Here is a 26779-nt window from a genome sequence, read left to right as displayed (position 1 = left end):
AGGCCGTGCAACTCTGAGACGCCGGACACCACCAGTGCCCGGCGAAACAGTTTTCGATCATCCGGGATCACTCAGTCACACGAAGATAACCGGCTGACGATTTTCCCGATGCGAGTTCTTTTGCCTGAATCTCCCAGACTCCAATCTGGTCGTTCGAGGCGAGATCAATCTCTATGGAACACATTCCGTTTGCTGCTCCGTAATACCCGGTAAACTCTGCTTCGATCCCTTCAGGATTGACGATTCGAACATGCAGCGGGACGACTGCATCTACAGGAGTTTCCCCATCCGTGACGCCGATCTTGAGCGTCACCTTGCTCCCCCGCTTTGCTGACTCTGCAACAGCGACCTTCACATCACGAATCGGACGCTCAGTCACCATATAAACCCGCCCCTCACACGGACCAAGGCTGACAGGCAAGCTGAGCCCCTGATCCCTTTTCATCGCTGTGACTTCAACACCATTCACAAGATCGTAAAGGTAGCCCTGCTTCCGGTTCAGAAGTAGGTCGGTCTTAGATGGCAATCCATTTTCCATCACCATTCCAAATGGTCCAACATAACTGCCGAACTCACGACGATCATTCACAGCGAAAATGTAATCAGTCGTCCCTGCTGTCCTTCGCCGCGTCACCACATCATGATTTGTGGACTCGACAGCAAACGAATACTTCCCTTCCAACCACTTGTGAAGATCTGTCGCTACCTCTTGGATCTTAGCTCGATCTACATCCGCTTTGTTTGTTCGACCGAACCGCGTGATTGTGTAATCTCTCTGAATCGCTGGACAGACTTCAGCATCACCAATGACCAGTCCTCCCGAAGCCTGAAATTTCTGAATCGCTTTCACAGCAGAATCAGTCAGGACATCGCAGTCCGCCAGCACCAGCACCTTGGCGCCGTCCAGGCCACCCTTCAAGAGCGACTCTTCATACATGACTCGCGGTTGAAGTTGTGCATACATCAGGACGTGATACATGTCCCCAGCCCACCCTCGGTTCCAACCATACGTCCCCCGCCGAGCAAACATTTGCGACGTGAAGCTTTCCAGAAACACCACATCTGCATTGGCATCAGGAATTTGCTTAAACGTTGGACCCAACGGAACTACGACCTCATTGACTAACCGCTTGAGCTCATACTTCGTGTTAGGATTCGTGTATCGATACGCTCCCGGAGACTCCATTTCGACCAGCGATTGCCAGCCATGATACATGATCCCCTTGATCGGCCGAGCCATCTTCCACCAGAAGGCTTCACGCAAGTGCATAGGGGCGATTGTGATGTAGGCCGCATCCGGATCTTGATCAACCCACGGGGATGTCTCTCCAGTTGCGTTTTTTTGAATCGGTGCAGTTTGCGATCGATACCAGATCAGCTGCGTCATTTTCATGACGTCTTGCTCATGTCCATTTGCTCTGGCCATTTCGAACAATTCATCAGCACAGAGTCCGATTCGAATCGGATCGGGATAGCTGTATGTCCAGTGCGAAAGGATATCCGCTTCTCCACCACTCCCACTAATACTAGGAACGCGAACAGCCGGATCGTAAAATGTCCAGAAGTCTTTGTTGCTCACATTCTGTTTGAGCCCATTGTGCAAACGAGTGTTGAGATCGTTCCAGTTGTCTCCCTTTTGCCAGAACCACTGATAGAATTTTAAAATGGGATGATCATCCGCGATGACTCGATCCTTCGGGAAGTCTTTCAGCTTCTGATACTGAACTCCATTTTTAATGACGACTTCCGCTGGAATTTCAGCTCCTGTCGCTTCACGATACGCTGCAATTTCTTGTGGATGAAATGAAACCTGAGATTCACCACGAACCTCGGTATGCAACAATGCCGCATCAAAAGCGGGATGATCGCCATAAGCTTTTCCGACCGCGGCTCCCGTGTTGAAACAAAAGTCCTGAATCTGTGGAAAGACTCCACTGACATCTTCTCGATCGTAATGCTTTCCGTTCCGATCGATTCTCAAGAACGGTTTCCCAACAGAGGCTTTCCGCAGCCAACTTCCTGGAGAGAGCGAAGCCACGATTTGCACGTCGTTCTCCAAAGCTGCGTTGAGCATCTTTCGCCCGTTGAGAATTTGGTCTGGAGACATTGCCGTCGCTTTATCTCCTTCATCCCAAACGCGTTGGTAATCGACTCGTAAACCGATGCAATGAGTGAAACCCAACTCCTTCAGTGTTGGAATTTGTTCGATCACATTGTCAGTTCCACCAACTCCCCACATCACAACCGGCATTCGTTCCGGAAGCGGACGAGGAGTGATCACGAAAGGGAATTTCATTTTCGATTGAAACCCTTCTCCGGCGTCACCCCATTTTGGTAAATCGACGACCAACTCAACTTCGTACTCTCCGGGATGAAGAGAGGAGTCAACGGGAAACTCAATCGTTTGAGTTCCGGACTTAGGAACCTCTTTCAACTGCAACTTCTGAGCATCTCCCCCCGGAAGAGTTGCAGTGACACTTCCAGAAGTGAGAGGCTGCCCCATCTGATTAATGAGTTCTCCGCTCACCTTCGCCTGCGGGCTCATTCTGACAGCGACAAATCGGCCAGTTGTTGACTCAAACCGAATCGGTCGAAACTCCCGCACACCTTGCGTCATCCGGACCCCATCGATGAAGCCGGGGAACCCGTTATACAAAGAGCCGCTACGATCACCGATTGAAAGCTGCCGCGTCGCCGGAGCCATCGCCCCCGCACCTTCAACTGTAGAACGACTCAGTTCCGAGCCATCCAGATAAAAAGCCAGCGTCCCGGCAGCGTCGTATGTCAACGCGACATGCTGCCACGCATCTTTCTTCAATCGAAACGGATGTGAATACCACGTCTGAGAGCTTTCCCCCAAACCGATTGCCATCGAAAACTGCCGAGTCCCATCACCACTCTCGTTCGTCATCGAGAACAGGAACCCGGTATGGTTGCCCGACACATATTTCATGTCCATCAACACCGGGCGTACCTCGGGTGGAAACGCTTCTGCATCCTTACCACGAATCCACATCTCAATCGTAAACGCACCACGTGGCGACAAAACCGGAGACTTCGCCACATGAATTGAGTGACTTTCATCCGCAATCGGATAACCCGCGGAGCTTTCCAGACATCCCCCAAACCGCCCCGAAGCATTCAGCTTCGCACCTCGCAGCGTTGCTTGATGATCATGCGAAGAGGAATCCTTCAAAAACCCCGCCTGGCCGCCATCAAACTTCCAATAGCCTAAAACTGCTGGTCCGTTCGCCTCACTTCCGGTGTACTCTTTCCACCATTGCACCGCATCAGTTTGTGCGTCCACTCTCGCAGTAAGCCCTCCACACAAGAGAGTCGTCAACAGAAACAGTTTGGATGCCGAAGCCAGCCTCGAAGTTGCAAGCCGAAAATGTGCCATGATCTCTTTCCCAAATTACAAATCCTGACACTCCACACGGAGTGCACCAGGCATTCATCCCTCTTGATTCGAACTTCAGTCTCCAGAAGAAAGTCCCAACTGTCAACCAGCCCATCAGCTGGAGCACTTGCATCGCAACACCGATTCATCCACGATTCAAGTTCTGATCAACTAAACCTGATATTTCAGGTGGTCGGCTTCCTCCTGAACGCTCTCCCAGAATTCCGCCCACTTACGATTCACACAATACGAGTGACAAAATGAAATTACATCAATCGCTCATACATGCCCTGTTCATCTTCGCATTCACAAACTGCACAAACTTAGCACCTTCCACTCATCTACGTGCTGAGGAGAAACCGGGCCCCAATAACAGACCGGTCCTGCTGGAAGTCCAAAAGATCTGGGACAAAGCACCGCATAATGCATTCACCGACCTACTGCGACACAACGACCAATGGTACTGCGTCTTTCGTGAAGGCAAAGCACACGTCTCCCCGGATGGAGCATTGCGTGTCCTCACATCGAAAGATGGCAAACAATGGAAATCGATCGCACTCGTCACACATCCGAGATACGACCTGCGTGATGCCAAACTGACCGTCACACCAGATAATCGCCTGATGCTCAACGGTGCCGGAATGCTTGCTGACGAGGAAATCCGCTACTACTCCATGAGCTGGTTCTCAGATGACGGAGGAGAAACATGGGACGAAGGCCATGAAATCGGCGACCCAGGTTTCTGGCTCTGGCGTACTCAATGGCACAATAATCACGCATACACAATGGGCTACAACACAAACCGCGATCGGACTCAACGGACACTACGTCTTTACAAATCCGCTGATGGAAAGACTTTTGAGACACTGGTCAAGAAAGTTCCCGCACCGAATGGTTGCGGCGAAGACAAAATTCTCTTCATGAAAGACGGAACCGCACTTTGCCTGCTGCGGCACGAAACGGGAAACAAACTTGCTCAACTCGGAACTGCGAAAGCCCCATATACAGACTGGACCTTTAGAGATACCAATGCTCGCATCGGCGGTCCAGAAATGATCCAACTGCCAGATGGCCGTATCCTGGCAACCACAAGACTCTACGACAAACGAGCTCGCACCTCCCTTTCCTGGCTCGATCCAGAAAATGCGACGCTCACCGAAGTCCTCGAACTCCCATCCGGCGGAGACACCAGTTACGCCGGCATGGTCCTGCACGAAGGAATTCTCTGGGTCAGCTACTACTCATCCCATGAAGGCAAAACCAGCATCTATTTAGCCAAGGTCAAAATCCCGGACATCAAGACCGCTCAGAAATAATCAACAGATGAGCCCTGTCGACAAGACACATCAATGAACATGATCGAAACCCGTGTTCATCGACAAACCTTCTCTCAATAAGCGTTACGCTTCGCCATCCTGACCGGTCAGTCGAACGGGACCATCCTCGGTGATGGCGACTGTATGCTCAAAATGGACACTTAGCTTGCCGTCTTTTGTGACAGCAGTCCATTTGTCGCTTAAGACTCGAATATCGGGAGTCCCTTGATTGAGCATCGGTTCAATCGCCAGAACCAAGCCCGGTTGCAGCTCAAAGTCCTCATACTCAAGCTCTTTTTTCGTGTAATTGGGGACTTGCGGAGGTTCGTGCATATCACGACCAATCCCGTGCCCCACAAATTTTTCCACGAGAGAATAGCGGTTGGCCTTGGCAATCTTCATCATCTTCTTTGCGACGGTCGACCACTTCTTCTGCTTGCCAGCTTGCTCAATCGCAACGTTGAGGATCTCCTCACCGACATCAAGAAGCCGCTGAGTTTCCTGAGTGACATCTCCAACAGCATAAGTCCAGGCAGAATCCCCGCACCAACCGTTAATACGGCACCCGGTATCCACACTTAGAATATCACCAGATTTCAGTTCATAATTACCGGGAATACCATGAACTATTTGTTCGTTCACACTCATACAGGTCACTGCCGGAAAAGGGACCTCTCCAGGATAACCTTTGAAAAGTGGCTCAGCGTTATGCTTCTCAAAAAAGGCTTCAACCTGTGCATCGATTTCGCCGGTGGTGACTCCCGGTTCAATCATACTTCGAACAATCTGATGAGCTTGAGCAACAACCTGCCCAGCTTCTTTCATTAACGCCAGTTCACGTTTGCTTTTGAGAGTGATCAAAATAGACCTCAGTCAGTGCAATAAAAAACCCGACCGAAGCCGGGTTTAAAGTGTTCAAAGTATTACCGCAGATCAGACATCTTCAGATTCAAGCATTCCAGGTTTATTTCGCATGACTAAATGCGAGTCAATCTTCTGGACTAAATCCAAGGCCACGGAGACGACAATGAGAAGACCGGTTCCCCCATAGAAACTGGCGATCATGAATGAAATACTCATCCCGCTGGCAACCAATGTTGGAATGATAGCGATCAAAGCCAGGAACCCTGCTCCAACATAAGTAATGCGTGTCATGACTTGATCCAGGTATTTCTCAGTATGAGACCCTGGTCGATACCCCGGTACAAAACTACCGTAATCTTTGAGGTTCTCTGCCATATCTTTTGGATTGAACGTGATACTTGTCCAGAAGTAACAGAAGAAGAAGATCAGTCCGACATAAACCAAGTTGTAAATCAATCCTCGTCCACCACCGAACGTGCTGTTCGCCATAGAAAGGAATGAACTGTTCGGGAACGCTTGATTCAGATAACCGAAGATAAACATCGGAAACATCAACAAACTCGATGCAAAGATGATCGGCATCACGCCAGCTTGGTTGACTCGCAAAGGTAAAAACTGACGTTGCCCACCAAGAACACGGCGACCACGAACATGTTTTGCACTTTGAATCGGAATACGACGTTGGGCTTGAGTGATTGCAATCACTCCTAGAACAACAGCAACAAAGATGACTGCTAAGGGGAGAAGTTTATCGACACCAGCATCAGTACCAAGACCAATCCCTGATTTGAAAGCAGGACGCAACAGTTCCATTCCAGCAGTTGGCATCTGAGCCAAGATACCTGCCATAATCAGCAAGCTGATCCCGTTACCAATACCATACTCATCAATCTGTTCGCCAATCCACATCAGAAGCAATGTTCCTGTCGTCATAGTGATCGTGGCCACCATGACATAAAAGAACCCACTATAATCTTCAAGCACCATCCCCTGGCCCATTCCGCCACTGCTAAGCATCCGAATCCAGAAGAAGCTCTGCCCCAAACAGATCACAACGGTGGCATAGCGAGTGTATTCATTGATTTTCTTGCGTCCCGTCTCACCCTCTTTTTGCAAGGCTTCCAAGGGAGGATAGACTTGCCCCAATAACTGGAAGATAATCGAGGCAGAAATATAGGGCATAATCCCCAAGCCGAAGATCGTCGCATTACCCAACTTTGAAGCGGACAAGAGTGCAACTGCTTGAAGAACTTGGCCCATTCCCTGTTGACCGGCCATGTTCTTGAAATTTTCTGCGAATGCAGCCTGATCAATAAACGGCAACGGGATAGAGAAACCCATACGATACACGCCAAGAAGGATCAAAGTGATCATGACCTTCTGACGTAATTCAGGGATCGTGAAAACGGTTTTCAGGCGAGACAGCATGTAACAACTTCCTTATCGTAAACCGTCCTGATTTCACGTACATCACAAAGAAAAATGTTCGGCTGTGATGAAGCTCATGAAGTTTGGAATGTCAATTTTGAAATAATTATCATTGATGACGTAGGAGGTAACGAATCCCCCCCTGATGATGCAAGTCCAAAGAGCTATGATCGCGGATTTCTCAGTGCGATTTGATAGAATTCCTCTTTACGGTTCGCATTTCAATCAAGAATATTGGCACCAAACGTTCTTTAATCAGTAACCTTCGACTTCTGCAAAAGTCGAAACCTAGACAATAATCTCAGCAGTTCCACCAGAGGCTTCGATCTTTTCTAAAGCGGACTTTGAAAATCGATGGGCTTTGATGACCAGCTTTGAGGACAACTCACCATCACCAAGAATCTTGATGAAATCGTAAGTCCCTTTTGCAAGGCCAATTCGCTTCAAGGTTTCCGGATTGACCTCTGAGCCATCTTCGAAATGTTTTTGAAGTGTACCGATGTTAACTGCAACAACTTTCTTAGCGAATGCGTTGTTGTTGAAGCCCCGTTTTGCAACCAAACGGAAAAGTGGCATCTGACCACCGGCGAAACCGAGACGTCTTGAGTGACCACGACGACTGCCTGCACCCTTGTGACCTCGGCCACAAGTTTTTCCATGCCCAGATCCGACACCGCGACCAACACGTTTGCGGTTTTTATTTTTTGTGATGCCCTGGTGGACGTCGTTGATCATCATGGCTGTATTTCCAATAATTTCGAGGACACTTTTTGATCAAATGCTCGAAACGGTCGTCTCAAACTTGTCAAATCATAGATATAGAAATCTACGATAAATGATTTAATGTAAATAAGAAACAGTGGACGTAACAAAAAACTCAGTCAGAATGTCCAATCCATTTTGGGACGACAGACAAGACTTAAATCTCTACGCCACGAAGCCGGGCAACATCATCCTTGGTTCGCAACTTCAAAAGTGCGTCGAATGTCGCTTTAACGAGATTAACAGGATTCGCTGAACCTCTACATTTTGTCAGAATGTCCTTAACCCCAACAAGTTCAACTACTGCTCGAACCGTCTCTCCAGCGATGATCCCTGTACCAGGAGCAGCTGGCATCAGAAGAACTTTCGAGGCACCGAATCGGCCTTCAACCTGGTGAGGGATGGTGGTTCCGTTCAAAGAAACGGAATGCATTGAACGGTTAGCTTGCTTTGTGGCTTTTTCGACAGCAACAGGAACCTCTGTCCCTTTACCATACCCATAGCCAACCCGGCCGTTCTCATCTCCAACTACTACGAGGGAGGCAAAGCTGAAACGTCGTCCACCTTTAACCACACACGCACATCGTCGAATCTGAACAACTCGTTCAGGATTTTTAGTACCTTGTCCGCTGTCTTGATGTGCCACGACGGCCACTCCCAACATTCATTCAACAAACAATTTCGAGAGCATTAATTAACGCTGGACAGAAATGTTGTTGAAATTCTCTTTGATTAAAGCTGACTCTGATTTCAAAGTTATAAACTTAAACGTTCACACCAGCTTCACGGATCGCTTCTGCAATAGCTGCAACGCGTCCATGAAACTTATAAGACCCACGGTCGAAAGCAACTGCTGTAATACCAGCTTTGACTGCTCGTTCACCGAGAGTTTTTCCGATTTTCTTAGCTGATTCAACATTACCGTTTGCTTGACCTGCACCACCCAACTCTTTTTCCAGCGTACTCGCTGAAACGAGAGTCCGGCCAGTTTCATCATCGATAATTTGAGCTGAGATGTTGCGATTACTGCGACACACAGTCAAACGAAGCCGACCAGTTGCACGAACACGATTCCGCACATGGTTTCGACGTCTAACACGCTGAACAGCAATTCGCTTTCCAACTTTCATGACTTACTTCCGAACGTTTGATTTCTGTTGCATCAATTAAAAAAGAACAACGATAATACCACCGGTCAAATCGTTTAACTACCGAAGGCCTTACCTGACTTACGACGAACTTGTTCACCTTCGTAGCGAATCCCCTTGCCTTTATAGGGCTCGGGTGGTCGAACACGGCGAATATTCGCAGCAAATTGACCAACAGCTTGCTTGTCTGTGCTCTTCACAACAATTGATGTGGAGTTAGGAAGTTCACAAGTAACATTCTCTGGAACAGGCAACCGCACCGTATTGGCGAATCCTACCTGCAAGGCAAGTTCCTTACCGTTCAATGTTGCCTGGTAACCGACACCTTGAATTTCTAATTTTCTCACGAAGGGTTCATTAACCCCTGTGACCATATTTGCAACCAAAGCTCTAGTCAGACCATGCAAAGCACGGTTTTGAGGTTGATCGTTTGGTCTATTGATCTGAATTTCTCGATCACTGTCATTCCACACTACTTCCATATTTGGATGATGCTCAAATGACAGTTCACCGTTCTTACCTTTTACACGAATCACACCATCTGAGATGGTGATTTCTGTGCCAGCGGCGACTGGAATCGGTTTTTTTCCAATTCTCGACATGACTCTTACCTGAATTTCAGGACTAGAACGTCCTAAGTATTTGTTCTCAGAAGGTGTTGGTGACTACCAAACTTCACAAATCACTTCACCACCAACATGATTCTTTTTAGCTTCGCGATTACTCAAGACGCCTTGATTCGTAGACATCACACAAATGCCCATTCCATCAAGAACTTCAGGGAGATTGCGATAATCAACATAAACCCGACGCCCAGGTTTACTTACTCGAGAGATCTTTTGAATGACCCGCTCGCCGGTCGGACTGTACTTCAAATTGACTCGGAGAATAGATTGAGGTTCTTGCTCAACGAGTTCGAAATCCCAAATATAACCTTCTCGCTGAAGTACTTCAGCGATTCCAATCTTGACTTTTGACAATGGAATGTCAACGAAAGGTCGTTCGATTTGTATAGCATTGCGAATACGTGTCAACATATCAGCAATCGGATCAGTCATCATTATTCGGGAATCCTCGGATCTCGTCTGTCTTCATTGTATTGTTGATTCTGTTTATCGTTCAAACTTCAATCTGCGAGTGAGTATTACCAGCTCGCTTTTTTCATCCCGGGAACAACGCCATCTAAGCACAAGTCACGGAAGCAAATTCGACAAACTTTGAACTTACGATATACCGCACGAGGTCTGCCACACAATGCACAGCGACGCTCAATGCGTGAACTAAATTTAGGAGTTCTGCCTGCTTTCGCGATTTTTGATTTGCTAGCCATGTCTAATCCTAACGCTTCTTACTTGGGTCTTTGAACGGCATACCAAACTCTTTCAGCAAGAGACGCGCTTCATCATCGTTTTCAGCAGAAGTGACAATGGCAATATTCATTCCTTGAATATTCTTGACCTTGTCTGCATTGATCTCAGGGAAAACAACTTGCTCGCTCAGTCCGAGACTATAGTTGCCTCGACCGTCAAATGCATTTGGATTCACACCACGGAAATCTCGTACTCGTGGAAGTACCAGGGTGATCAAACGATCCAAGAATTCGTACATTCTCTGTTTACGAAGAGTCACTGCACCACCAATTCGCATTCCTTCACGGAGTTTGAACTGTGCAATCGACTTGCGCGAACGGCGTACCGAAGGCTTTTGACCAGTGATTTGCATCAGGTACCCCAAAGCCTCATCAAGAACTTTTTGATCTTGAATTGCAGCTCCGACTCCCATGCTGACCACGATCTTTTCAATCTTGGGTAAGCTATGCCGGTTCTGTCGTCCAAGCTCTTCAACGAGCTTGGGGACGATCTCGGTATTGTATTTTTCTTTAAACCGGGCCATTTGAACCCAACCTCACGATACTTAGACAGCGATATATTCTAATTGGTCAGTTACGACTTAATGTATTTTTCGCGGGCAGGAGAAACAACTCCGATACCATTAGAACACTTTCGGCAATAGCGTTCTTTTTCACCATTTTCGTTGTAACGATAACCTAGCTTCACACCCTGTTCACAAGTGGTGCAGTAATAGACCACATTTGAACTTTGGATTGGCTTTTCCATCCGTAATCGTCCACCCTGGGGACTTTTCGGATGGCCACGTTTCACATGCTTGTAAACGAGGTTCACACCTTCAATAAGAACTTTTTGTCCGTTATTAAGGACTTGCTGAACCGGCCTGGGTGTTGATGATCGATCGTCACCTGCTGTGACCAGGACCATATCTCCGCGTTTAATCTTCATCGTTACACCACCTCACTAGCGAGGCTAATGATCTTCATGAACTTATGATCTCGTAATTCTCTAGCAACTGCGCCGAAGATCCGGGTGCCCCGAGGACTTCCGTCAGGATCGACAAGCACGATAGCATTGCTATCAAAACGGACGTAGCTTCCATCCGATCTTCGAGTATTCTTACGAACTCGAACAATAACTCCACGTGTAACCTTTCCTTTTCGGAAAGCTTCAGGAGCACCTGCGATCGACTTTTGAATACTCACGACGATCACATCACCCAGTGAAGCCGTCCGACGACGAGTTCCACCAAGGACGCGAATACAACGGACGGTCTTCGCCCCTGTATTGTCTGCGACATCCAAGACTGTTTGCATCTGGATCATGACGCCATAATTCCTGACAAATAACAGGGTAACACGACCCTGTAGAGTGTTTTAACTTTGGCTGAAATGCACACTTGAAACAGAATGTGTGACACTCTTTGCTATTGAAAAGACCAACTGGACTCTTCACCTGCTTTCGCAGGTCTTACTTTGATTCTTCAACAGAAGGCTCTTCAGCACCTGCATCCTGAACAGCGTTCTCATTATTTCCACTGGCGTCAATCTGCTCCTCAATATCAGCAGCATTCAACTCACCATCGGTAACCTGGTCCTCACGCTTCAACTGACTTGCGACGTCGGAAACGCTCTTAACAATACGGACCAGTTCCCAGCGTTTTGACTTTGATCGAGGACGACACTCAGTGATTTCGATCGTATCACCAATTTTCGAGTCGTTATTCTCATCGTGGACATAACAAACTGTCCGGCCTCGTACAATTTTCTTGTACTTTGAATGCTGATGCAAACGTTCAACATCGACGCGGCGCGTCTTCGAATTTCGATCACTTGTGACAACACCAATCAACGTAGTACGCATATCAGCTGTGCTCTTACAGGCTCGTTGTTTCAATTATTATGACTCTGCACCAGCCAAACGGCTTTCGTGCAGAAGTGTTTTAATTCGCGCGATAGTTCTACGGAGCTTCTTCAGATTACTGGGTGCATCCAGTTTTTCTGTCGACGCCTGAAAACGTAGTCGGAAAAGCTCCTGCTGAGTCAACTTTAACTCAGCCTGAAGCTGTTCTTCATTCATTTCGCGAAGTTCATTTGCTTTCGACATGATTCTTGTCGCATTGCGTATTGTAAAGATGACAGAAAAAAAGTGCCATCAAGAAGAGACAAAAATTAACCGGGTTGACGTTCAACCAACCGAACTCTAACTGGAAGCTTGTGTGCAACGCGGTTGAAGCAATCACGAGCAGCGTCGTGTGTTCCACCAGCAATTTCAAACAAAACTGTTCCAGGCTTAACAACTGCAACCCAGTGATCCGGTTCTCCCTTACCCTTACCCATACGAGTTTCAAGGGGTCGGGCCGTTACGGACTTATCCGGGAAGATACGGATGAAAAGTTTTCCACCCGTTCCGCGAATATATTGAGTTGCCGCAATTCGACAGGCTTCGATGGTTCGGGCTGAGATATGTCCAGCTTGTGTAGACTGCAGACCAAATTCACCGAAAGCAACCGTGTTTCCACGAGTCGCATTACCTTTTATGCGACCTCTTTGCCTTTTTCGATACTTTACCCGCTTCGGCATTAGCGCCATCGGAATTCTCCTCGTCTGCGTAGTCGCCGAGGTCCACCCAGACCTTAACGCCAATCACACCTTGTGCTGTTTTCGATTCAGTAAAACCGTAGTCAACTTTTCTTTGTAGCGTCGATAATGGAATTGATCCTCGACTCGCCTTTTCGCGACGGGACATTTCTGCCCCACCAAGACGGCCTGAAAGTTCAATCTTCACACCCAACACACCAGCTTCCATCACTTGATCAAGTGTTCGCTTGATCGCACGTCGAAAACTACCCCGCTTTGTCAATTGTTGAGCAATGTCTTCAGCAATCAATTGAGCACAGCGATATGGGTTGTTGATTTCAACAATCTTGACCTCCATACGTCGCCCGAATTTATCTTCGAGGCGAGCTTTCAGTCGGTCAATTTCCTGGCCTTTACGACCAATAATAATCCCAGGTCGAGCCGAGAAGAGATGAATAATCACCTGGTCTCGAGTCCGGTCGATCTCAATCTTTTCGATTGCTGCCGACTTATATTCTGACTTCACGAAGAGTCGAATATTGCGATCTTCAACTAAAAGATCACCGTATTCTTTCTTGTTGGCGTACCAACGACTTCGCCAAGGTTCGACGATGCCGACACGGAATCCTCGTGGGTGAACTTTTTGTCCCATGTTCCCGTCCTTATCCTATTCCACTTCTGGTGCGTCAATTGCCACATGAATGTGAGCAAACCGACGACGAATCAGGAATGCCATTCCGCGTGCTCGCGGTTGTAATCGTTTGAACATCGGTCCGCCATCAATACGACATTCCACAATAGGAAGATTGTCGACATTTCGTGCACCACGATCTTCTGCGTTCGCTGCAGCACTCCTGAGAACTTTCTCAAGAAAACGTGCTCCACGATTCGGCTCATACTTCAGAACCTGAAGACCTTCTTCAACAGAAAGTCCACGAATCAGGTCCGCAAAAGGACGAACTTTCGTCGCGGAAATTCTTGCGTGTCGGTGACTCGCTTTGACCAATGCCATAATTCCAAACTCCTGCCTGTCTTATCAACTTCCACGATCAAGTCAGATATTGAACGTGGCGAGAGTTGACTCAACCGACTACCTGTTTCCTTTTGCCCCGTGTCCACGAAATGTTCGGGTCGGAGAAAATTCGCCGAGTTTATGCCCGACCATATCCTCTGTCACATAAACCTGGACGTGTTGACGCCCATTATGGACAAGGAAAGTGTGTCCAATAAATTCAGGAGAGATCGTTGACCGACGAGCCCATGTCTTAATGGGATCTTTACGATCACTCTCGTCCAATTTTGCGATCTTCTTCAGGAGCTTCTCATCAACGTAAGGCCCCTTCTTCAATGACCGACTCATACGATAACCTCTATGCTTGAAGCAATCGCTTCAATCCAATCTGCTGAAATACAGTTTTATGATCTACAGTTTCTTTTGTCCGTAACGACGTGAACGTCGGCGTCGAATAATCGCTTTCGATGATGGTTTCCGTCGCTTCCGAGTATTTCCACCCTTTGCCAACTTTCCAGTTGGACTACAAGGATGTCGTCCACCCGAGTTTCGACCTTCACCCCCACCCATTGGGTGAGCGACAGGATTCATCACCGTACCTCGAACATGAGGACGACGACCTTTCCACCGAGTTCGACCAGCTTTCCCTAGAACAACTTTGGAGTGATCAACATTGCTGACAACTCCAATTGTCGCACGGCAATCAGCAGGGAGTCGGCGAACCTCACCAGAAGGTAAGGTAACCTGAGCCCAACCTTTTTCACTGGCATTTAATACAGCATAGTTTCCGGCACTACGGACTAGTTGTCCGCCACGACCAGGCTGCATTTCAATATTATGAATCTCTGTCCCTTGCGGGATCTTCGACATTGGGAGGCAATTCCCAACAGTCGGCTCGGCATTCTCTCCATTGACGACGACGTCGCCTGCTTTGAGACCATTCGGTGCCAAGATGTAACTTTTAATCAGCTTGCCTGATTCAGGACAGGCATATTCCAACAATGCAATACGAGCTGACCGATTCGGATCATACTCAATGTGAGTCACTTTCATTTCAACATCGTCGAGACGACGCTTGAAATCGATGATTCGGTAGATCTTCCGATGACCACCACCGCGATGACGAACTGTAATTTTCCCGTGGTGATTACGACCACCAGTGCGGGTCAAGCGAACCGTCAGGCTTTTTTCGGGTTGTTTCTTACGATCCGTAATTTCAGCGAAATCGCTGACGGATGCTCCGCGACGCCCTGGCGTGACCGGCTTGTAATAACGAATTCCCATCGAACAGTTCTCAAACTTCTAAATGTCTTCTAATCTACACCAAACGACGCTTTTCACATTTTTAGAAAAACGCGATTCGGTCTTCATCGTGCAATTGGACAATTGCTTTTTTCCAACTCTGTGTATGACCTTGAGTCAAACGATTCCGGCGTGGCTTTCCTTTGCGATTTTGTGTACGCACATCAACCACACGAACTTCCCACAATTCTTCGACAGCTTTGCGGATATCTGCCTTATTCGCCTGCGGGTGTACCGCAAACGCATAAGCGTTATATTTTTCGGATTGATGAACCCCCTTCTCAGTCACGAGAGGGCGGAGGACCACCTGATGCGATTCTAATTCAATGCCTGCCACAATTCACTCCAATGCTTCGCAAAACAATCCACGTCAAATCAACTCAAACCCTTAGCCAACAGCTGCAGATTCTGCAGTCGACGCGAACGCTCCCTGGCGAGCAAGGTCAATAGCTTCTTTCGTGATCAACAAATGCTTCTGATGCAGAAGCGAATACGCATTCAACTCACTTAACGGTGCCACCCAGAGATTTGGAATATTTCTAGCTGAACGCCAGACATCCAGATCATACTCCGGAATCACGAGAAGCACTGAAGCTCCTCCGAGGCCAACTGCGTTCAACATATCAAACACAGGTTTTGTTCGTGGCTCACTCAATTGAAGCTCGTTCAAGACAATCGCTTCACCATCTTGAAACTTACTTAGCATTGCCATACGAGTCGCCAACCGAATCGCCTTCTTTGGCAACCGATAAGAGAAATCTCGTGGACGCTTCGCAAATGCATGACCACCACCGACGCGGACTGGAGACTGCTTGGTACCCATACGGGCATTACCAGTCCCCTTTTGACGGAACATCTTCTTCTTACGACCCGACACTTCACTACGGGTCTTCGTTTTGAACGTTCCCTGACGTCGATTCGCATCATACATCACGACAACATCGTGAAGTAACTGCTTACTAATTCGATCAGCCAAATCATTGCCGTCGAATTCGTACGTCCCAACATCGCCACCAGCTAAGTCGCGAATTGGTGCTGTAATTTTTGTATCGTCTGACATTTCTACCAACCTACTTTGCTGCTCGAATAATGACATACCCACCATTCGGCCCCGGAATGGCACCTTTTACGAGCAACACATTATTTTCGACATCAACACTGACCACCTTAAGGCTCCGAATTGTTGCCCGCTTGTTTCCATACTGGCCAGCCATCCGCTTCCCCTTCCAGACGCGAGCAGGATCGGTTGCAGCACCAATACCCCCTGCCTTACGGTGAACTTTCTTCACACCGTGAGTCGCTCGTTGCCCCTGAAAGTTGTGACGCTTCATCACACCGGCAGTTCCCCGCCCTTTACTCGTGGCGGTGACATCAACTTTTTTCACTTCATCAAGAACGGCAACAGTCAACTCTTGACCAATTTCGTACTCGCGACCTTCCCCATCAATCCGAAATTCCCGGACAACTCTTTTTGGCTCACAACCAGCCTTTGGAGAAGACTCTACACCAGCCTCAGACAATCGCTGTTGACGCTTACTCTTCAACTGAGCAACATGTCCACGCTCTGCTCGATTTGCACGAGACCTTTTACGCTGACTCTCTTCGCGATCTTTATCTTTATCACTCAACTTGTCATCGTAGCCAAGCTGAACACCTTCATAGCCATCCCGCTCAACAGTCTTCAACTGCAGAACAACACAGGGGCCAGCTTCAATGACCGTAACAGGCACAGCGACACCATCATCGTCGTACACTTGAGTCATTCCAACTTTTTTACCAAGGAGCCCCAAAGGCATGGCTCATCCTCTTATTAACAGACAGCTTCCGCTGTTTTTTAAATCAATCTTGCACCCAGCAGCGGGTCACTCAAACTAGAGCAGCACACACACTGACAAACGGCAAAACACACCCAGACTTCACAACACCTTCAACGGAGAACCTGGCAAGCACACATGCCATCGCCACTTCAGCACTGCCTCGCAACCCACTAACCGAGCTACGGGCAACCCCCTACTACGAAGATGCCTTAATCTTAATATCCACACCAGCAGGCAACGAGAGCTTATTCAAAGCATCAATCGTCTTCCCGGTTGGTTGAACAATATCAATCACTCGCTTATGAGTCCGAATCTCGAACTGCTCACGAGACTTCTTATTCACGTGCGGACTTCGCAGTACCGTGTACCGCTCAATCCGTGTTGGCAAAGGAATCGGACCATGAACAATCGCACCAGTCCGTTTCGCCGTGTCGACAATGTCTGACGCCGACTGATCAAGGACAGAATGATCAAATGCTTCCATCCGGATCCGGATACGTTCGTTCGCAGCCACCGCTGTCTTCCTCTACGAAAAAACCACTTCGAAAGTTACTCACCGAGGCATTTCCCTAAACACCTTAAGCACTCCCGTTTAAGCGATTTGTCTAAAAACGACTTAACAGGCGCCACTCACAACACTTACACATCCCGGCCGTGGCCACGCCGAGTATGGGAAACGGAGGATGTTACTGGCGACCATTCTCTTTGTCAACGAAGAGTCGCTGCTCATCTCACCAGTTTTTTGCAGCTTCTTCAACTTCCGCTAACAATCGACTTCGGAACCCTCCCTGGAACGTCTTCAAGGTCGAACACTCGCCATATATTAGCCTCAGGCAATGAGCGTGGACTGACTCTCGAAGCCTCATGATTGTTGCATAATCCCCTAGCGAAGCCAATAAACAGACCACAGTTTTTTCCACTACATCTCCACCTGACACCAAAGGGGCAGCTACCACCCCCATCCACAGCAGTGATAGCCCAATCGCCCCCTTCTCAATCCTAGAAACCTCCCGAAGACCACACCCAGGACGTTTTTTTAATTTTCAAAACCAAAGAAAACCAACAGTCGAGCCCCCATCACCCCCACATTACTTTCAGAACTTCCAGCATCCTCAGACTTCAGAAAATCCTCACGCTTAGCCTGCAATTACATTGCTGTTCACCTGAGGGTAGCACTTCAGCCTCCAGTGGATTACCGGACGCTACACAATCACCACAAACTCACACAGAACACGCTCCACCAACTCTCTAGAAGGTTTTCGCACGCTATCCCCCCAACTTCTCAAGTCACCCCGCACATATTTTCTTCAAAATTGCACCCAAAACCGACAACACCGTATTATCAATGCAAACAACCATCCAGATCTAACGAACTCCACCTGCATGCAACAGTGCCCTTCCAATTCACCAAAGCCTGCATTTTCCCAAGAACTTAGAGAGAGACATCGCCCCGAGAAAGTCCCCGTAAAAGTCAGCATCCGAACCAAATGTCTCTGAACTGCCGAACTTGTCTCCTTTCAGAGATTTTCCTCTCGTCAATCAGTTGCAGTTCAGTTCCTTCTCTGCCATAATAGTGGGCTTGAATTCGCGTTAGATTTTCCAGGTAGACACTATGGCGTCCATGACAAAAGCTGACATCCGCAAGATTCGCAAAAAGCGAGCACGCCTCAAGCGGAAAATGACCTGTCGTTTCTGCCCCGATGGGCAAATTCCACGACCTGTCTATGTCGATTACAAAGACACAAAAACTCTCAAACAGCTCGTTGATCGCGAAGGCCGAATCTTGCCACGACGACGAACTGGAACCTCAGCCATTTACCAACGGGCTGTTCGCAAAGCAATTTTGCGTGCTCGCTTCATTGGCTTGTTGCCATACGTCTCTGACGAATAGTAACAATACAGTCTTCCACTCGCTGTGACAGACTGCGAAGCAAAAAACACTTAAGGGGAGCATTTGCTCCCCTTTTTTTACGTCTTGTGACATGCTTTAACCCCACATTTGTTACAAACCTGACACTTCTCTATGCCTTCAGATCCCTCATTTGCTCACGAAAACCGTCTTCGCGCCAACCTGGAGCATGTTCAGCAACGTATCCAAGACGCCGCTCACAGAGCAGACCGAAACCCCGAAACTGTCAAGCTTGTTGCTGTCACCAAATACACACCACTCGACCTCGTCCAGCTGTTTCACGATCTGAGCAACTCTCCATTAGGCGAAAACCGCCCACAACAACTCATTGAACGCGCAAATCAGCTACCCAAAGACGTCAACTGGCATCTGATTGGGCAACTCCAAAGAAACAAAGTGAAAGCGGTCTTGCCGTATGCAAGCTTGATCCACTCAATCGACACAATGCGGCTACTCAATGCGGTTAATCGCCACGCTGAAGAACTCAAACTCCACCCTCGCGTACTTTTACAAGTGAACGTCTCAGGCGAAGAGACCAAAAGCGGTTTCACGCCAAGCCAATTGACCTCGAACTGGGAAGAAATCGGCCAACTCCGGCATGTTGAAATTCGAGGATTGATGACAATGGCTCCCAACACTCCCGACGAAAAGATCATTCGAGAATCGTTTCGCGGGTTAAGTAGACTCAAAGACGAACTCAATGAAGACTCAGAAGAAGAACGGCTCACAGAACTTTCAATGGGAATGAGCCAGGACTTCGAGATTGCCATCGAAGAAGGGGCCACACTAATTCGACTCGGCTCAGTTCTATTCACTGGGTGCGAGCCAACGCCATGACTCTGGAAATCCTGACGCAGGCAGATGACGTCCAACTACTCCCAATACAGGCACTTCCTGGATCGCGAAGAAACGAAATTATTGGCGAGCATGACGGCCACTTAAAAGTCGCTGTGACTCAGGTTCCGGAAAAAGGAAAAGCGAACAAAGCGATCATCAAATTGCTATCAAAAGAGTTGCAGCTCAGCAAATCACAATTAATGATCATCTCCGGTGAAACCAACCCCAGAAAAAAGCTGCGTATCACAGGGATTTCCAGCGACCAGCTGCGTGAGCGATTAAAAAAAATCCTCAACAGTTAACGCTGAATGAAATCTCTCACCCTAGAGCATCTTTCGAATTGGTTTGCAGGTTCTGCCTCGTGGCGAACAGCATTTTTACCAGAAAAAAGCGTTCATCACGGGCAAACGGTAGAGCAAACTGCTCTAAGGGGATTACTCTTGATAGCCCGCGGAGATGACACGGTGCCCGGGTAAATATTTCCCCTTGCGGTTCCGCCGACGATCAAGCTTGTCATTCCCGTCGGTGTAGGCATCCAGAGGCCAAGGCCCTTCTGAAAGATGGATTCCGGAGTACTCCAAAAGTGTTCCCTTAACGCGATGCATCTCACGAATGGAATTATTGTACTCAACCAGCGTATCGTAATAGTGAGACTCCGAGTCCGCCAAGCGGCGCTGAGCATCAAGCACCAGATCGAGCTGCGCCTGATCCTGTTCGAAGGCTACTTCCAAAGCCCGTACACGTTCCCGAGATGCCTCACGACGATTGTAAACCGTTTGCAAAACATGATACGCACGGTCAACCTCTGAGTAAGCGTTACTCAAGTCAAGAACGACTCGCTGTTCTTGCTCTGTCAGTAACGCCCGTTCGCGAGCGAGCAAGAACTCTGCATTGCGAACGGCTGCATGGGCCTGACGATTTCCTAGAGGAAAGGCAAGCTCAACTCCGATTTGAGTCTCCTGAAAATCGCCATCTGCAAAATTCCCGAGAGCACTCCCGAACCGGTCTGGATCGTCATATCGAGCAAAGTCTTCGCCAAACCCTCGCCAACGCGAAAGAGCCACGACATCCAGTTCGGGTAACAGAAAATTCCGACTCGCAACGAGCTCTAACTCACGACGTTTGATCATCCATTTCTGACGACGCAACTCCGTCCGCTTGGCCAGTGATTCTTCCAAACTGAGATCCCAGTCGAAGACAACCTCTGCACGGGTCGGCTCTTCCGATGGTCGAAGCAACGTTCCGTCCGCCGACGGCAAACCGATCAGGTATCGCAAACGCCGTTCTGTCAAATGCAGCCCCCGACCCGACGGAGAGGTTCCATTTCGAATACGTCCAGTGAGCGCGTTTTCAACTTCTTCCTTGAAGCGATAATACTGCTCGCGGGCCTCAGCTTCTTTATCTTTTTCCCCGCCGATTCGACCTTGCGAGGCAAGAGCCTGGACGCGTTTCCATGTCGAAAGCGCTGCATCGCGAGCAGCAATTTTTGTATCCAAATCTCGATACGAGAAGTAAAGATTCCAATAAGCTTCTTCGACATCATCGATAAAATCACGAACTGAAATTTCGAAGTCAGCGACAGAGACATCGGTATTTGCCCGAGCAATTAGAACACCGTTATACACCCCAGGAACGCGACTTGTGCCAGCAATTCGACCGAAGTCAATTCCGGCTCCTCGCAACAGCGACTGTCGGTATTCTGCTTCAACATTAAAATTCCACGCCCCAGCAAACTGGTTACCCGGTGCGTTGTTGTCGTCGTAATCAATATTATTTCGAAGAGTGAACTGACTACCAAAGGGAGTCCGTTTGGAGATTTGCGTTTGATAGACCATTGCCTCTTGTGCCAGAATCCGTGTTCCTCCACCGAAGAACTCATTGTTCAGAGCACGATCGTTCTTCTCGTAAAAAACACTGGCAGCGAAAGTCGCATCAAAGGCAGACAAGGCAGCCTGGGGACCAAATCGCGGGTCCGTCTCAAGAATGGCAGTGTCCATCGTTGAGCGCGTTGACTCTGGTGACTGCAGAACAATTCCACCGAGGTCACGAAAAATTTTGGAGTTCGCAAGCGAGATTTGAACCGCTTCCTGCAAACTGATTTCTCGAAACTCGGCAGGAACTTCAGTCGACAACGAAACGGGACGAACAGCTAAGTGAGCTTGTTCATCGACCGGAGAGTCCAGTTCCGGAGTCTCAATTGCGGTCGCGGCCTGCAGGTACGCCGATGAATCCGTAACGACGACATCGTGGTGCTTGCAACTGCTCAGAAGCGTTGCCAAAGCAACAGGCGCGACAAGAAATTGGCGAGTCCTGCGGCTAAACCCGAGAACCGCCGTCTCTGTCTGTCGAAGAATTATCTGGCCAATGCTCATGAATCCACGATAACATTCAAACTATCTCCAGCTTGATTTACTGGAGAACCCTTACAATCGCGCTATTACGCACACATCAAAATGTTCATCGGCATCGCTTGTACTGGTCGTGATGGGAATTCGGGTTCTAAGGGCAGGTGAAGTCAGCTTTCAGCCCCACTGCCCCGCATAAAACATCACTCCTGCCTAGTTTAACGTCACCGGTACACTTCAGAAATTTTCCGGAATTCCTTGAAGATCAACTCAAGTATCGCCACGACTCAGAGGAATGGGCACCATTCCCGCAAGTACTCGAGAGCTTCCGCTTTCCCCACTGCATCTGAACTGGGCCCCTCGCAGAGCAGTTGAAGCAAACCTGACAGCAACCTTCGCAAGATTCAGCGTTCCGCCTCAAGCGGTCTTGCCCCCACAAAGATGGCATCCGTGACCACTCAACTGGTTGAGACCTCTTTCCAGTGTGTTGAGAAGCAAAGACGAGGCAGAACATCTCAATATGGCCAATGCAATAGAGCGTCCTTCGAACTGGTTCGCAGGATCTGCCTCGTGGCGAACAGCATTTTTACTAGAGAAATGCGTTCTTCACGGGCACACGGTAGAGCAAACTGCTCTAGCAGTGGCCTCAGACGCCCCTGCACTGATTCAGACAGAATCATGAACACAAGAACCACGAGCGCATAAAAAACCCGGTCACCACATCAGCGGGACCGGGTTCGAAATTTTAGAGACTCATCAAGCAGAGATGCCTGACTCATCTGAACTGGATCAAAAAGTGATCAACCACAAGACTGCACGCCCTCTTGAGCATGTCGCCTACCTGTTGCACTGCGACAATCCAGTCCCGTGGAGAGCCTCCTACAGGACGGCTCTGATTTTCTGTAGAAACTCTTTATTCGTGTCAAACTTGGCCAGTGTCTTACTCAACTGTTCCATTGCTTCAACAGGATTCATTGAAACAAGGCTTCGGCGAAGCATTGTCACACCGTCGAGAATTTCGGGATCGAGAATTTTCTCTTCTCGCCGAGTTCCAGACTTTGAGATGTCGATAGCTGGCCAGATTCGGCGATCAGCAAGATCTCGACTCAAGACGAGTTCCATGTTTCCAGTTCCTTTGAACTCCTGGAAGATGGCTTCGTCCATTCGCGAACCAGTATCAACCAGTGCGGTTGCAACAACGGTTAACGATCCCCCTTCATCAAAGCGGCGTGCTGTTCCGAACATCTTTCTTGGGATGTCCATTGCACGAACGTCAAGACCACCGGTTCCGATTTTCGATTCACGGCCACCAGTCATCCATTTATTAAATGCACGAGCAGTTCGCGTCACACTGTCCATGAGGATCAGGCAGTCTTTGCCAGACTCGGCAAGACGTTTGCCACGCTCGAAGATCAACTGACTGATACGAACATGGCTTTCCACGTTTTCATCCATCGATGATGCAATGACTTCGCCGTTGACCATGCGTCGCATTTCTGTGACTTCTTCCGGTCGCTCATCGATCAGCAGCACAATCAAGTGAACCTCAGGATGATTCTTGCTGACAGACTCAGCAATGTCCTGAAGAAGCATTGTCTTACCAGAACGAGGAGGAGCAACAAGAAGTGCTCGCTGCCCTTTGCCAATCGGTGTCAACAAATCCATCACACGCATTGTGACGGGAGAAGGTCCAATTTCGAGCTTGAGTTGCTCAAATGGATTGATCGGTGTGAGATGATCAAAGTGGCTACGTGATTCGTACTCTTCAATCGTTCCGCCATCGATCGTTTCGATATCAAGAAGTCGTGGCCCCTGGCCGCGTGTTCCCGGTCCGATCTCACCAACAATCTTGATTCCTTCGCGAAGGTGATGCTTTTCGACGAACGAACTTGAAACAAACGGATCCGATTCCCGAGCACCATAATCGTTGGTTGCTGCTCTCAGGAAACCATAACCCTTCGGGTGCAATTCGAGCACACCTTCGATGGTCCCGGTCGTTTGAATTGGCTGAGGAGGAGCGGCGTTCTTCTCGAACTTTGCTGGAGTTCGACCGCGTCCACGTTGGTTGCTGTTGCCGTTACTGTTCCCACCACGCCGACCACGACCGCCAGATTCTCGGTTTGAGTCTCGACCTCCACCACCTTTGGAAGCATTCGAAGCATTTGAGGAACCGGAAGAATTTGCATTCTCACCACCGCGACGACGACGACGACGACGGCGGCGACGAGGCTTGTCTTCTCCGTCTCCTTCGGATGAACCTTCGCGTTTCTCGCCCTTTTCACCGCTTTGACTTTTAGTAGTGGAAGGACTCTCTTCAGCAGACTCGCTTCCGGAATCGTCACGATCTTCGGAGTCGTCACCAAAGTCAAAATCGTCAGAGAAGTCTGACTCCTGAATGTTCGCCTGGCTCACAGGAGCGTCAGCCACATCGACAGATTTCTTCGCGACTGGTTTTTCCTCAACAGTTTTTTCTGTAACTGTTTTTTTTGCCACAGGCTTTTTCTCGACACGGACTTCATCATCGAGGCCGGCGCCGAAGTCTGAATCATCTTCAGCTTGGACGACTTTCTTTTTCTTCGCAGCCTTTTTCCGAGGCTTGCTTGTTTTTGTTGTCGAAGAAGAGACAGCTTTCTTGCGAGTCGTCTTACGTTTTGGCTTGCTCGGCGTCTCGGAAGACGAGGTGCTTTTAGGAGGCATGCATAGACCTAAATCTTAAAGAGAGTAAATGTATTCGGGATCCAGGAGAGACATTGAAGAACTCACCTAATATCCATTGTTGTTTGGCTTGTCGCTCGTTGCGAACTCAGCAATCACCATTTGAAAAAAGGGATTCGAGCGAGTTCCCAAAAGAGTCAAAAGTTTCATTGGGCATCATGCCCACACTTAAAGATGAGGATTCCACTACTCAGTGAGAAAACATTCCGTGAGAAAACAGTTCATGTGATGAGAAACAAATGTTAAGCAAGAGGAAAAACATTCGAGTTCGTACTCGCTTCCCTCTTTGATTCGACTGTTCGCATCGTGTTGAAACGAATCCAAAAACCTGACTTTAGCCACTCGAACACTAAGAAAACCATGTTCCTAGAGAATTCATTCCATCAGGTTTACGAATTGATTCCAAGCTCGCCTGCGCGATGATCCAGATACGGTTTGTTCTGTTTGTTTTGTTTGTTTTCACTAATGCGAAATCTTGCCCACCGCATGCCCAACGAGAGACATTCAGCTTTCCTGCGGCTTCCAGATTTGATTCAAGAAGACTGAATCTCGCTTCTCAATCACTCAGAAAAAGAAACGCCGAAAAGGTCGCAAACTGCAAAACCAAGCTACTGAGAAAACCCCTCATTTTTTGGTTGCTGGATGAGATTCTAAAGAAAACCAAGTGCAAACAGTGATCACTATTTTACCTAGTGTCCACTGGATCACATTCAAAAATGAGGTTTCCCGATAGATCAAAAAGGAACAAAACTGGTCTTGTAATCGACCATCCCTTTTCCACAAACGAAACGCTTTGCTGAATTTGGTAATCGAATGTTGGAGAAAGATTTCCCGCAACTGTTACCAAAGCCAAAACGTCGCTGAAGCATTGACTCTGAGTCGTAATCTTATGCTTAGAAACAAGTGATGTCAATTCACTCGACAACGGAAGTATCGGCGATCTTGGATAGAAAAGTCAAGATAGATCTCCCCAGTTGCTCCAAACTACTTTGCAGCTTTTTCAGATTCTTTCTTTTTCTCTCCTGAAACTTGCTGAATTTTCTCTTCTTCCGCCTCCTCAGCAAGTGCTGGATCTGCTTTATTTTCAGGTAAAGTGAAGACCATTGACTCACGGTAAGCAGCGATCGGGCCTCGCAAACCGTCACGTTCATGCTCATGCAGCGGAACTTCCAAGGTCGATCCGGCAAACTTCACCCCATCATTATGGATCGATCCTTTCTGAAACGGACCGGCTCCCATAACCCACAGGTCGCGCGAAGTCGACTTCCCGGTGAGCATCCCTGATTGCCAAACACGTTCCCGAGATTCTTTTTCGTATGCAAAAACTGCCAGTTTTGCTGCCGAAATCTGATTGCTCCGTTTCGCGATCGCAAGTTCTGGAATTCCAGGAACCGCAGGAGCTTGTGAAAGCGCAGCGACAGCATCGGCTGCCTCATTCAAAATACTTGTTGAGGGAATCCCATAAATCACCTCGTTCGAATCAGTGCCCAATGCTCCGATACGCCCTTCAACAATGAAATCCGCAGTCTCCTCTTTATCTTGAAGCAGCACACCTGCTGCCATCATCTGCTGTCTGGTCGAGCTGATGACATAATCAGAGTTGACGAAGCCAACACCCTTGTAGTCCTTGATGAATTTTGTGTCAAAATACACTTTTTGGTTTTCCAGAGGCGTAAAATCAATCCTTGCAACTGCCCCGTCGACTGCATCCGACATCAAAAGCTGATCCGTCGCAGTGGTGTTTTTCGTCGTTCCACACCCAGCGCAACCAAAGAAAACCGCAGCAACGGCACTCCACAATCCGAGATTGCGGACCACAGATCGAACATACAATTTGCTCTGGAGCGGGAACATGGGCGAATGAGTGAGCGATTTGCTGAAGGAAACAGGGTGGGGGGAAATCTGGAAGGAGGCGTATTCTAACCATGATGCCGAAAGTCAACAAACCCCATTTCCTGGGCGCGAATTCGGATTCACAGATTCTCTTTTGAGAAAG

General features: G+C 48.4%; 30 protein-coding genes. 4 read left to right on the top strand and 26 right to left on the bottom strand.

Translation table 11 applies throughout. The features are described from left to right. Positions 1-67: 67 nt before the first annotated feature. Entirely contained in the window at positions 68-3400 is a 3333-nt protein-coding gene (locus ACN0YR_RS21310) for a LamG-like jellyroll fold domain-containing protein (RefSeq protein ID WP_417851234.1), read from the bottom strand. 260 nt (positions 3401-3660) lie between these two features. Here ACN0YR_RS21310 and ACN0YR_RS21305 point away from each other — a divergent pair, with 260 nt between their 5' ends. Beyond that, complete coding sequence (locus tag ACN0YR_RS21305; protein WP_417851233.1) at positions 3661-4716, top strand: sialidase family protein; 1056 nt, start codon at positions 3661-3663, stop codon at positions 4714-4716. 84 nt (positions 4717-4800) lie between these two features. On the opposite strand, the gene map is transcribed toward ACN0YR_RS21305, so the two are convergent. The 22 genes from map to rpsJ all read right to left on the bottom strand — a co-directional run bounded on the left by map (position 4801) and on the right by rpsJ (position 17491). After that, entirely contained in the window at positions 4801-5577 is a 777-nt protein-coding gene (gene map, locus ACN0YR_RS21300) for a type I methionyl aminopeptidase (protein ID WP_417851232.1), read from the bottom strand. 72 nt (positions 5578-5649) lie between these two features. Beyond that, a complete protein-coding gene (secY, locus tag ACN0YR_RS21295) occupies positions 5650-7008 on the bottom strand; it encodes a preprotein translocase subunit SecY (RefSeq protein ID WP_417851231.1) in 1359 nt (452 codons plus the stop codon). Positions 7009-7296: 288 nt separating this feature from the next. Continuing rightward, the gene (rplO, locus tag ACN0YR_RS21290) at positions 7297-7746 is read right to left on the bottom strand and encodes a 50S ribosomal protein L15 (RefSeq protein ID WP_417851230.1); all 450 of its coding nucleotides are present in this window, start codon (positions 7744-7746) and stop codon (positions 7297-7299) included. Between the two features lie 181 nt (positions 7747-7927). Further along, entirely contained in the window at positions 7928-8416 is a 489-nt protein-coding gene (rpsE, locus tag ACN0YR_RS21285) for a 30S ribosomal protein S5 (RefSeq protein ID WP_417851229.1), read from the bottom strand. Positions 8417-8534: 118 nt separating this feature from the next. After that, positions 8535-8900, bottom strand: coding sequence for a 50S ribosomal protein L18 (gene rplR, locus ACN0YR_RS21280; protein ID WP_417851228.1), 366 nt, complete (start codon positions 8898-8900; stop codon positions 8535-8537). A gap of 74 nt (positions 8901-8974) precedes the next feature. After that, a complete protein-coding gene (rplF, locus tag ACN0YR_RS21275) occupies positions 8975-9520 on the bottom strand; it encodes a 50S ribosomal protein L6 (protein WP_417851227.1) in 546 nt (181 codons plus the stop codon). 63 nt (positions 9521-9583) lie between these two features. After that, positions 9584-9979, bottom strand: a complete 396-nt coding sequence (rpsH, locus tag ACN0YR_RS21270) for a 30S ribosomal protein S8 (protein WP_417851226.1) — start codon at positions 9977-9979, stop codon at positions 9584-9586. An 83-nt stretch (positions 9980-10062) separates the two neighbouring features. Then, the gene (locus ACN0YR_RS21265; protein WP_417851225.1) at positions 10063-10248 is read right to left on the bottom strand and encodes a type Z 30S ribosomal protein S14; all 186 of its coding nucleotides are present in this window, start codon (positions 10246-10248) and stop codon (positions 10063-10065) included. Between the two features lie 8 nt (positions 10249-10256). After that, the gene (gene rplE / locus ACN0YR_RS21260; RefSeq protein WP_417851224.1) at positions 10257-10811 is read right to left on the bottom strand and encodes a 50S ribosomal protein L5; all 555 of its coding nucleotides are present in this window, start codon (positions 10809-10811) and stop codon (positions 10257-10259) included. 50 nt (positions 10812-10861) lie between these two features. After that, positions 10862-11215: a 50S ribosomal protein L24 gene (gene rplX / locus ACN0YR_RS21255; RefSeq protein WP_417851223.1), complete on the bottom strand. Its 354-nt coding sequence runs from the start codon at positions 11213-11215 to the stop codon at positions 10862-10864. A gap of 2 nt (positions 11216-11217) precedes the next feature. After that, the gene (gene rplN, locus ACN0YR_RS21250) at positions 11218-11592 is read right to left on the bottom strand and encodes a 50S ribosomal protein L14 (protein WP_417851222.1); all 375 of its coding nucleotides are present in this window, start codon (positions 11590-11592) and stop codon (positions 11218-11220) included. A 145-nt stretch (positions 11593-11737) separates the two neighbouring features. Next, positions 11738-12130, bottom strand: coding sequence for a 30S ribosomal protein S17 (gene rpsQ, locus ACN0YR_RS21245; RefSeq protein WP_417851221.1), 393 nt, complete (start codon positions 12128-12130; stop codon positions 11738-11740). A gap of 36 nt (positions 12131-12166) precedes the next feature. Beyond that, positions 12167-12373: a 50S ribosomal protein L29 gene (rpmC, locus tag ACN0YR_RS21240; RefSeq protein ID WP_145195731.1), complete on the bottom strand. Its 207-nt coding sequence runs from the start codon at positions 12371-12373 to the stop codon at positions 12167-12169. Positions 12374-12438: 65 nt separating this feature from the next. Then, the gene (gene rplP, locus ACN0YR_RS21235; protein WP_145195729.1) at positions 12439-12858 is read right to left on the bottom strand and encodes a 50S ribosomal protein L16; all 420 of its coding nucleotides are present in this window, start codon (positions 12856-12858) and stop codon (positions 12439-12441) included. After that, complete coding sequence (gene rpsC, locus ACN0YR_RS21230) at positions 12797-13498, bottom strand: 30S ribosomal protein S3 (protein ID WP_417851220.1); 702 nt, start codon at positions 13496-13498, stop codon at positions 12797-12799. Before rpsC ends, rplP begins: the two co-directional genes overlap by 62 nt. A gap of 15 nt (positions 13499-13513) precedes the next feature. Next, on the bottom strand, positions 13514-13858 hold the full coding sequence (rplV, locus tag ACN0YR_RS21225) for a 50S ribosomal protein L22 (protein WP_145195725.1): 345 nt from the start codon (positions 13856-13858) through the stop codon (positions 13514-13516). Positions 13859-13936: 78 nt separating this feature from the next. Further along, on the bottom strand, positions 13937-14206 hold the full coding sequence (gene rpsS / locus ACN0YR_RS21220) for a 30S ribosomal protein S19 (protein ID WP_417851219.1): 270 nt from the start codon (positions 14204-14206) through the stop codon (positions 13937-13939). Positions 14207-14269: 63 nt separating this feature from the next. Next, positions 14270-15142 carry a 50S ribosomal protein L2 gene (gene rplB, locus ACN0YR_RS21215; RefSeq protein WP_417851218.1) on the bottom strand — a complete coding sequence of 291 codons (873 nt, stop codon included), beginning with the start codon at positions 15140-15142 and terminating at the stop codon, positions 14270-14272. Positions 15143-15203: 61 nt separating this feature from the next. After that, positions 15204-15497, bottom strand: coding sequence for a 50S ribosomal protein L23 (gene rplW, locus ACN0YR_RS21210; RefSeq protein ID WP_417851217.1), 294 nt, complete (start codon positions 15495-15497; stop codon positions 15204-15206). 51 nt (positions 15498-15548) lie between these two features. Next, entirely contained in the window at positions 15549-16220 is a 672-nt protein-coding gene (rplD, locus tag ACN0YR_RS21205) for a 50S ribosomal protein L4 (RefSeq protein WP_417851216.1), read from the bottom strand. Positions 16221-16230: 10 nt separating this feature from the next. Then, the gene (rplC, locus tag ACN0YR_RS21200; RefSeq protein ID WP_417851215.1) at positions 16231-16956 is read right to left on the bottom strand and encodes a 50S ribosomal protein L3; all 726 of its coding nucleotides are present in this window, start codon (positions 16954-16956) and stop codon (positions 16231-16233) included. A gap of 217 nt (positions 16957-17173) precedes the next feature. Continuing rightward, positions 17174-17491, bottom strand: coding sequence for a 30S ribosomal protein S10 (gene rpsJ, locus ACN0YR_RS21195; RefSeq protein WP_261341964.1), 318 nt, complete (start codon positions 17489-17491; stop codon positions 17174-17176). A gap of 1098 nt (positions 17492-18589) precedes the next feature. On the opposite strand from rpsJ, the gene rpsR reads away from it, so the two are divergent. The 3 genes from rpsR (at position 18590) to ACN0YR_RS21180 (ending at position 20025) form a co-directional block, all read left to right on the top strand. Beyond that, entirely contained in the window at positions 18590-18868 is a 279-nt protein-coding gene (gene rpsR / locus ACN0YR_RS21190; RefSeq protein WP_145195713.1) for a 30S ribosomal protein S18, read from the top strand. Positions 18869-19000: 132 nt separating this feature from the next. Beyond that, positions 19001-19723 (top strand): YggS family pyridoxal phosphate-dependent enzyme, encoded by a 723-nt coding sequence (locus ACN0YR_RS21185; RefSeq protein ID WP_417851214.1) that lies wholly within the window; start codon positions 19001-19003, stop codon positions 19721-19723. Further along, positions 19720-20025, top strand: a complete 306-nt coding sequence (locus ACN0YR_RS21180; protein WP_417851213.1) for a DUF167 domain-containing protein — start codon at positions 19720-19722, stop codon at positions 20023-20025. The genes ACN0YR_RS21185 and ACN0YR_RS21180 overlap by 4 nt, the downstream gene beginning before the upstream one ends. 132 nt (positions 20026-20157) lie before the next feature. Here the strand turns inward: ACN0YR_RS21180 and ACN0YR_RS21175 are convergent, their stop codons facing one another. From ACN0YR_RS21175 to ACN0YR_RS21165, 3 genes are all read right to left on the bottom strand, one after another. Then, a complete protein-coding gene (locus tag ACN0YR_RS21175; protein WP_417851212.1) occupies positions 20158-22095 on the bottom strand; it encodes a TolC family protein in 1938 nt (645 codons plus the stop codon). Between the two features lie 852 nt (positions 22096-22947). Next, positions 22948-24765, bottom strand: a complete 1818-nt coding sequence (gene rho / locus ACN0YR_RS21170; RefSeq protein WP_417851211.1) for a transcription termination factor Rho — start codon at positions 24763-24765, stop codon at positions 22948-22950. Between the two features lie 1002 nt (positions 24766-25767). Then, on the bottom strand, positions 25768-26637 hold the full coding sequence (locus tag ACN0YR_RS21165) for a DUF6655 family protein (RefSeq protein ID WP_417851210.1): 870 nt from the start codon (positions 26635-26637) through the stop codon (positions 25768-25770). Positions 26638-26779: the final 142 nt, after the last annotated feature.

The organism is Thalassoglobus sp. (assembly GCF_048270125.1).
In the GTDB taxonomy this organism is placed as follows: Bacteria; Planctomycetota; Planctomycetia; order Planctomycetales; family Planctomycetaceae; genus Thalassoglobus.
The sequence above is the reverse complement of the archived record's forward strand: the minus strand, read 5'-3'. Positions and strand labels throughout refer to the sequence as shown.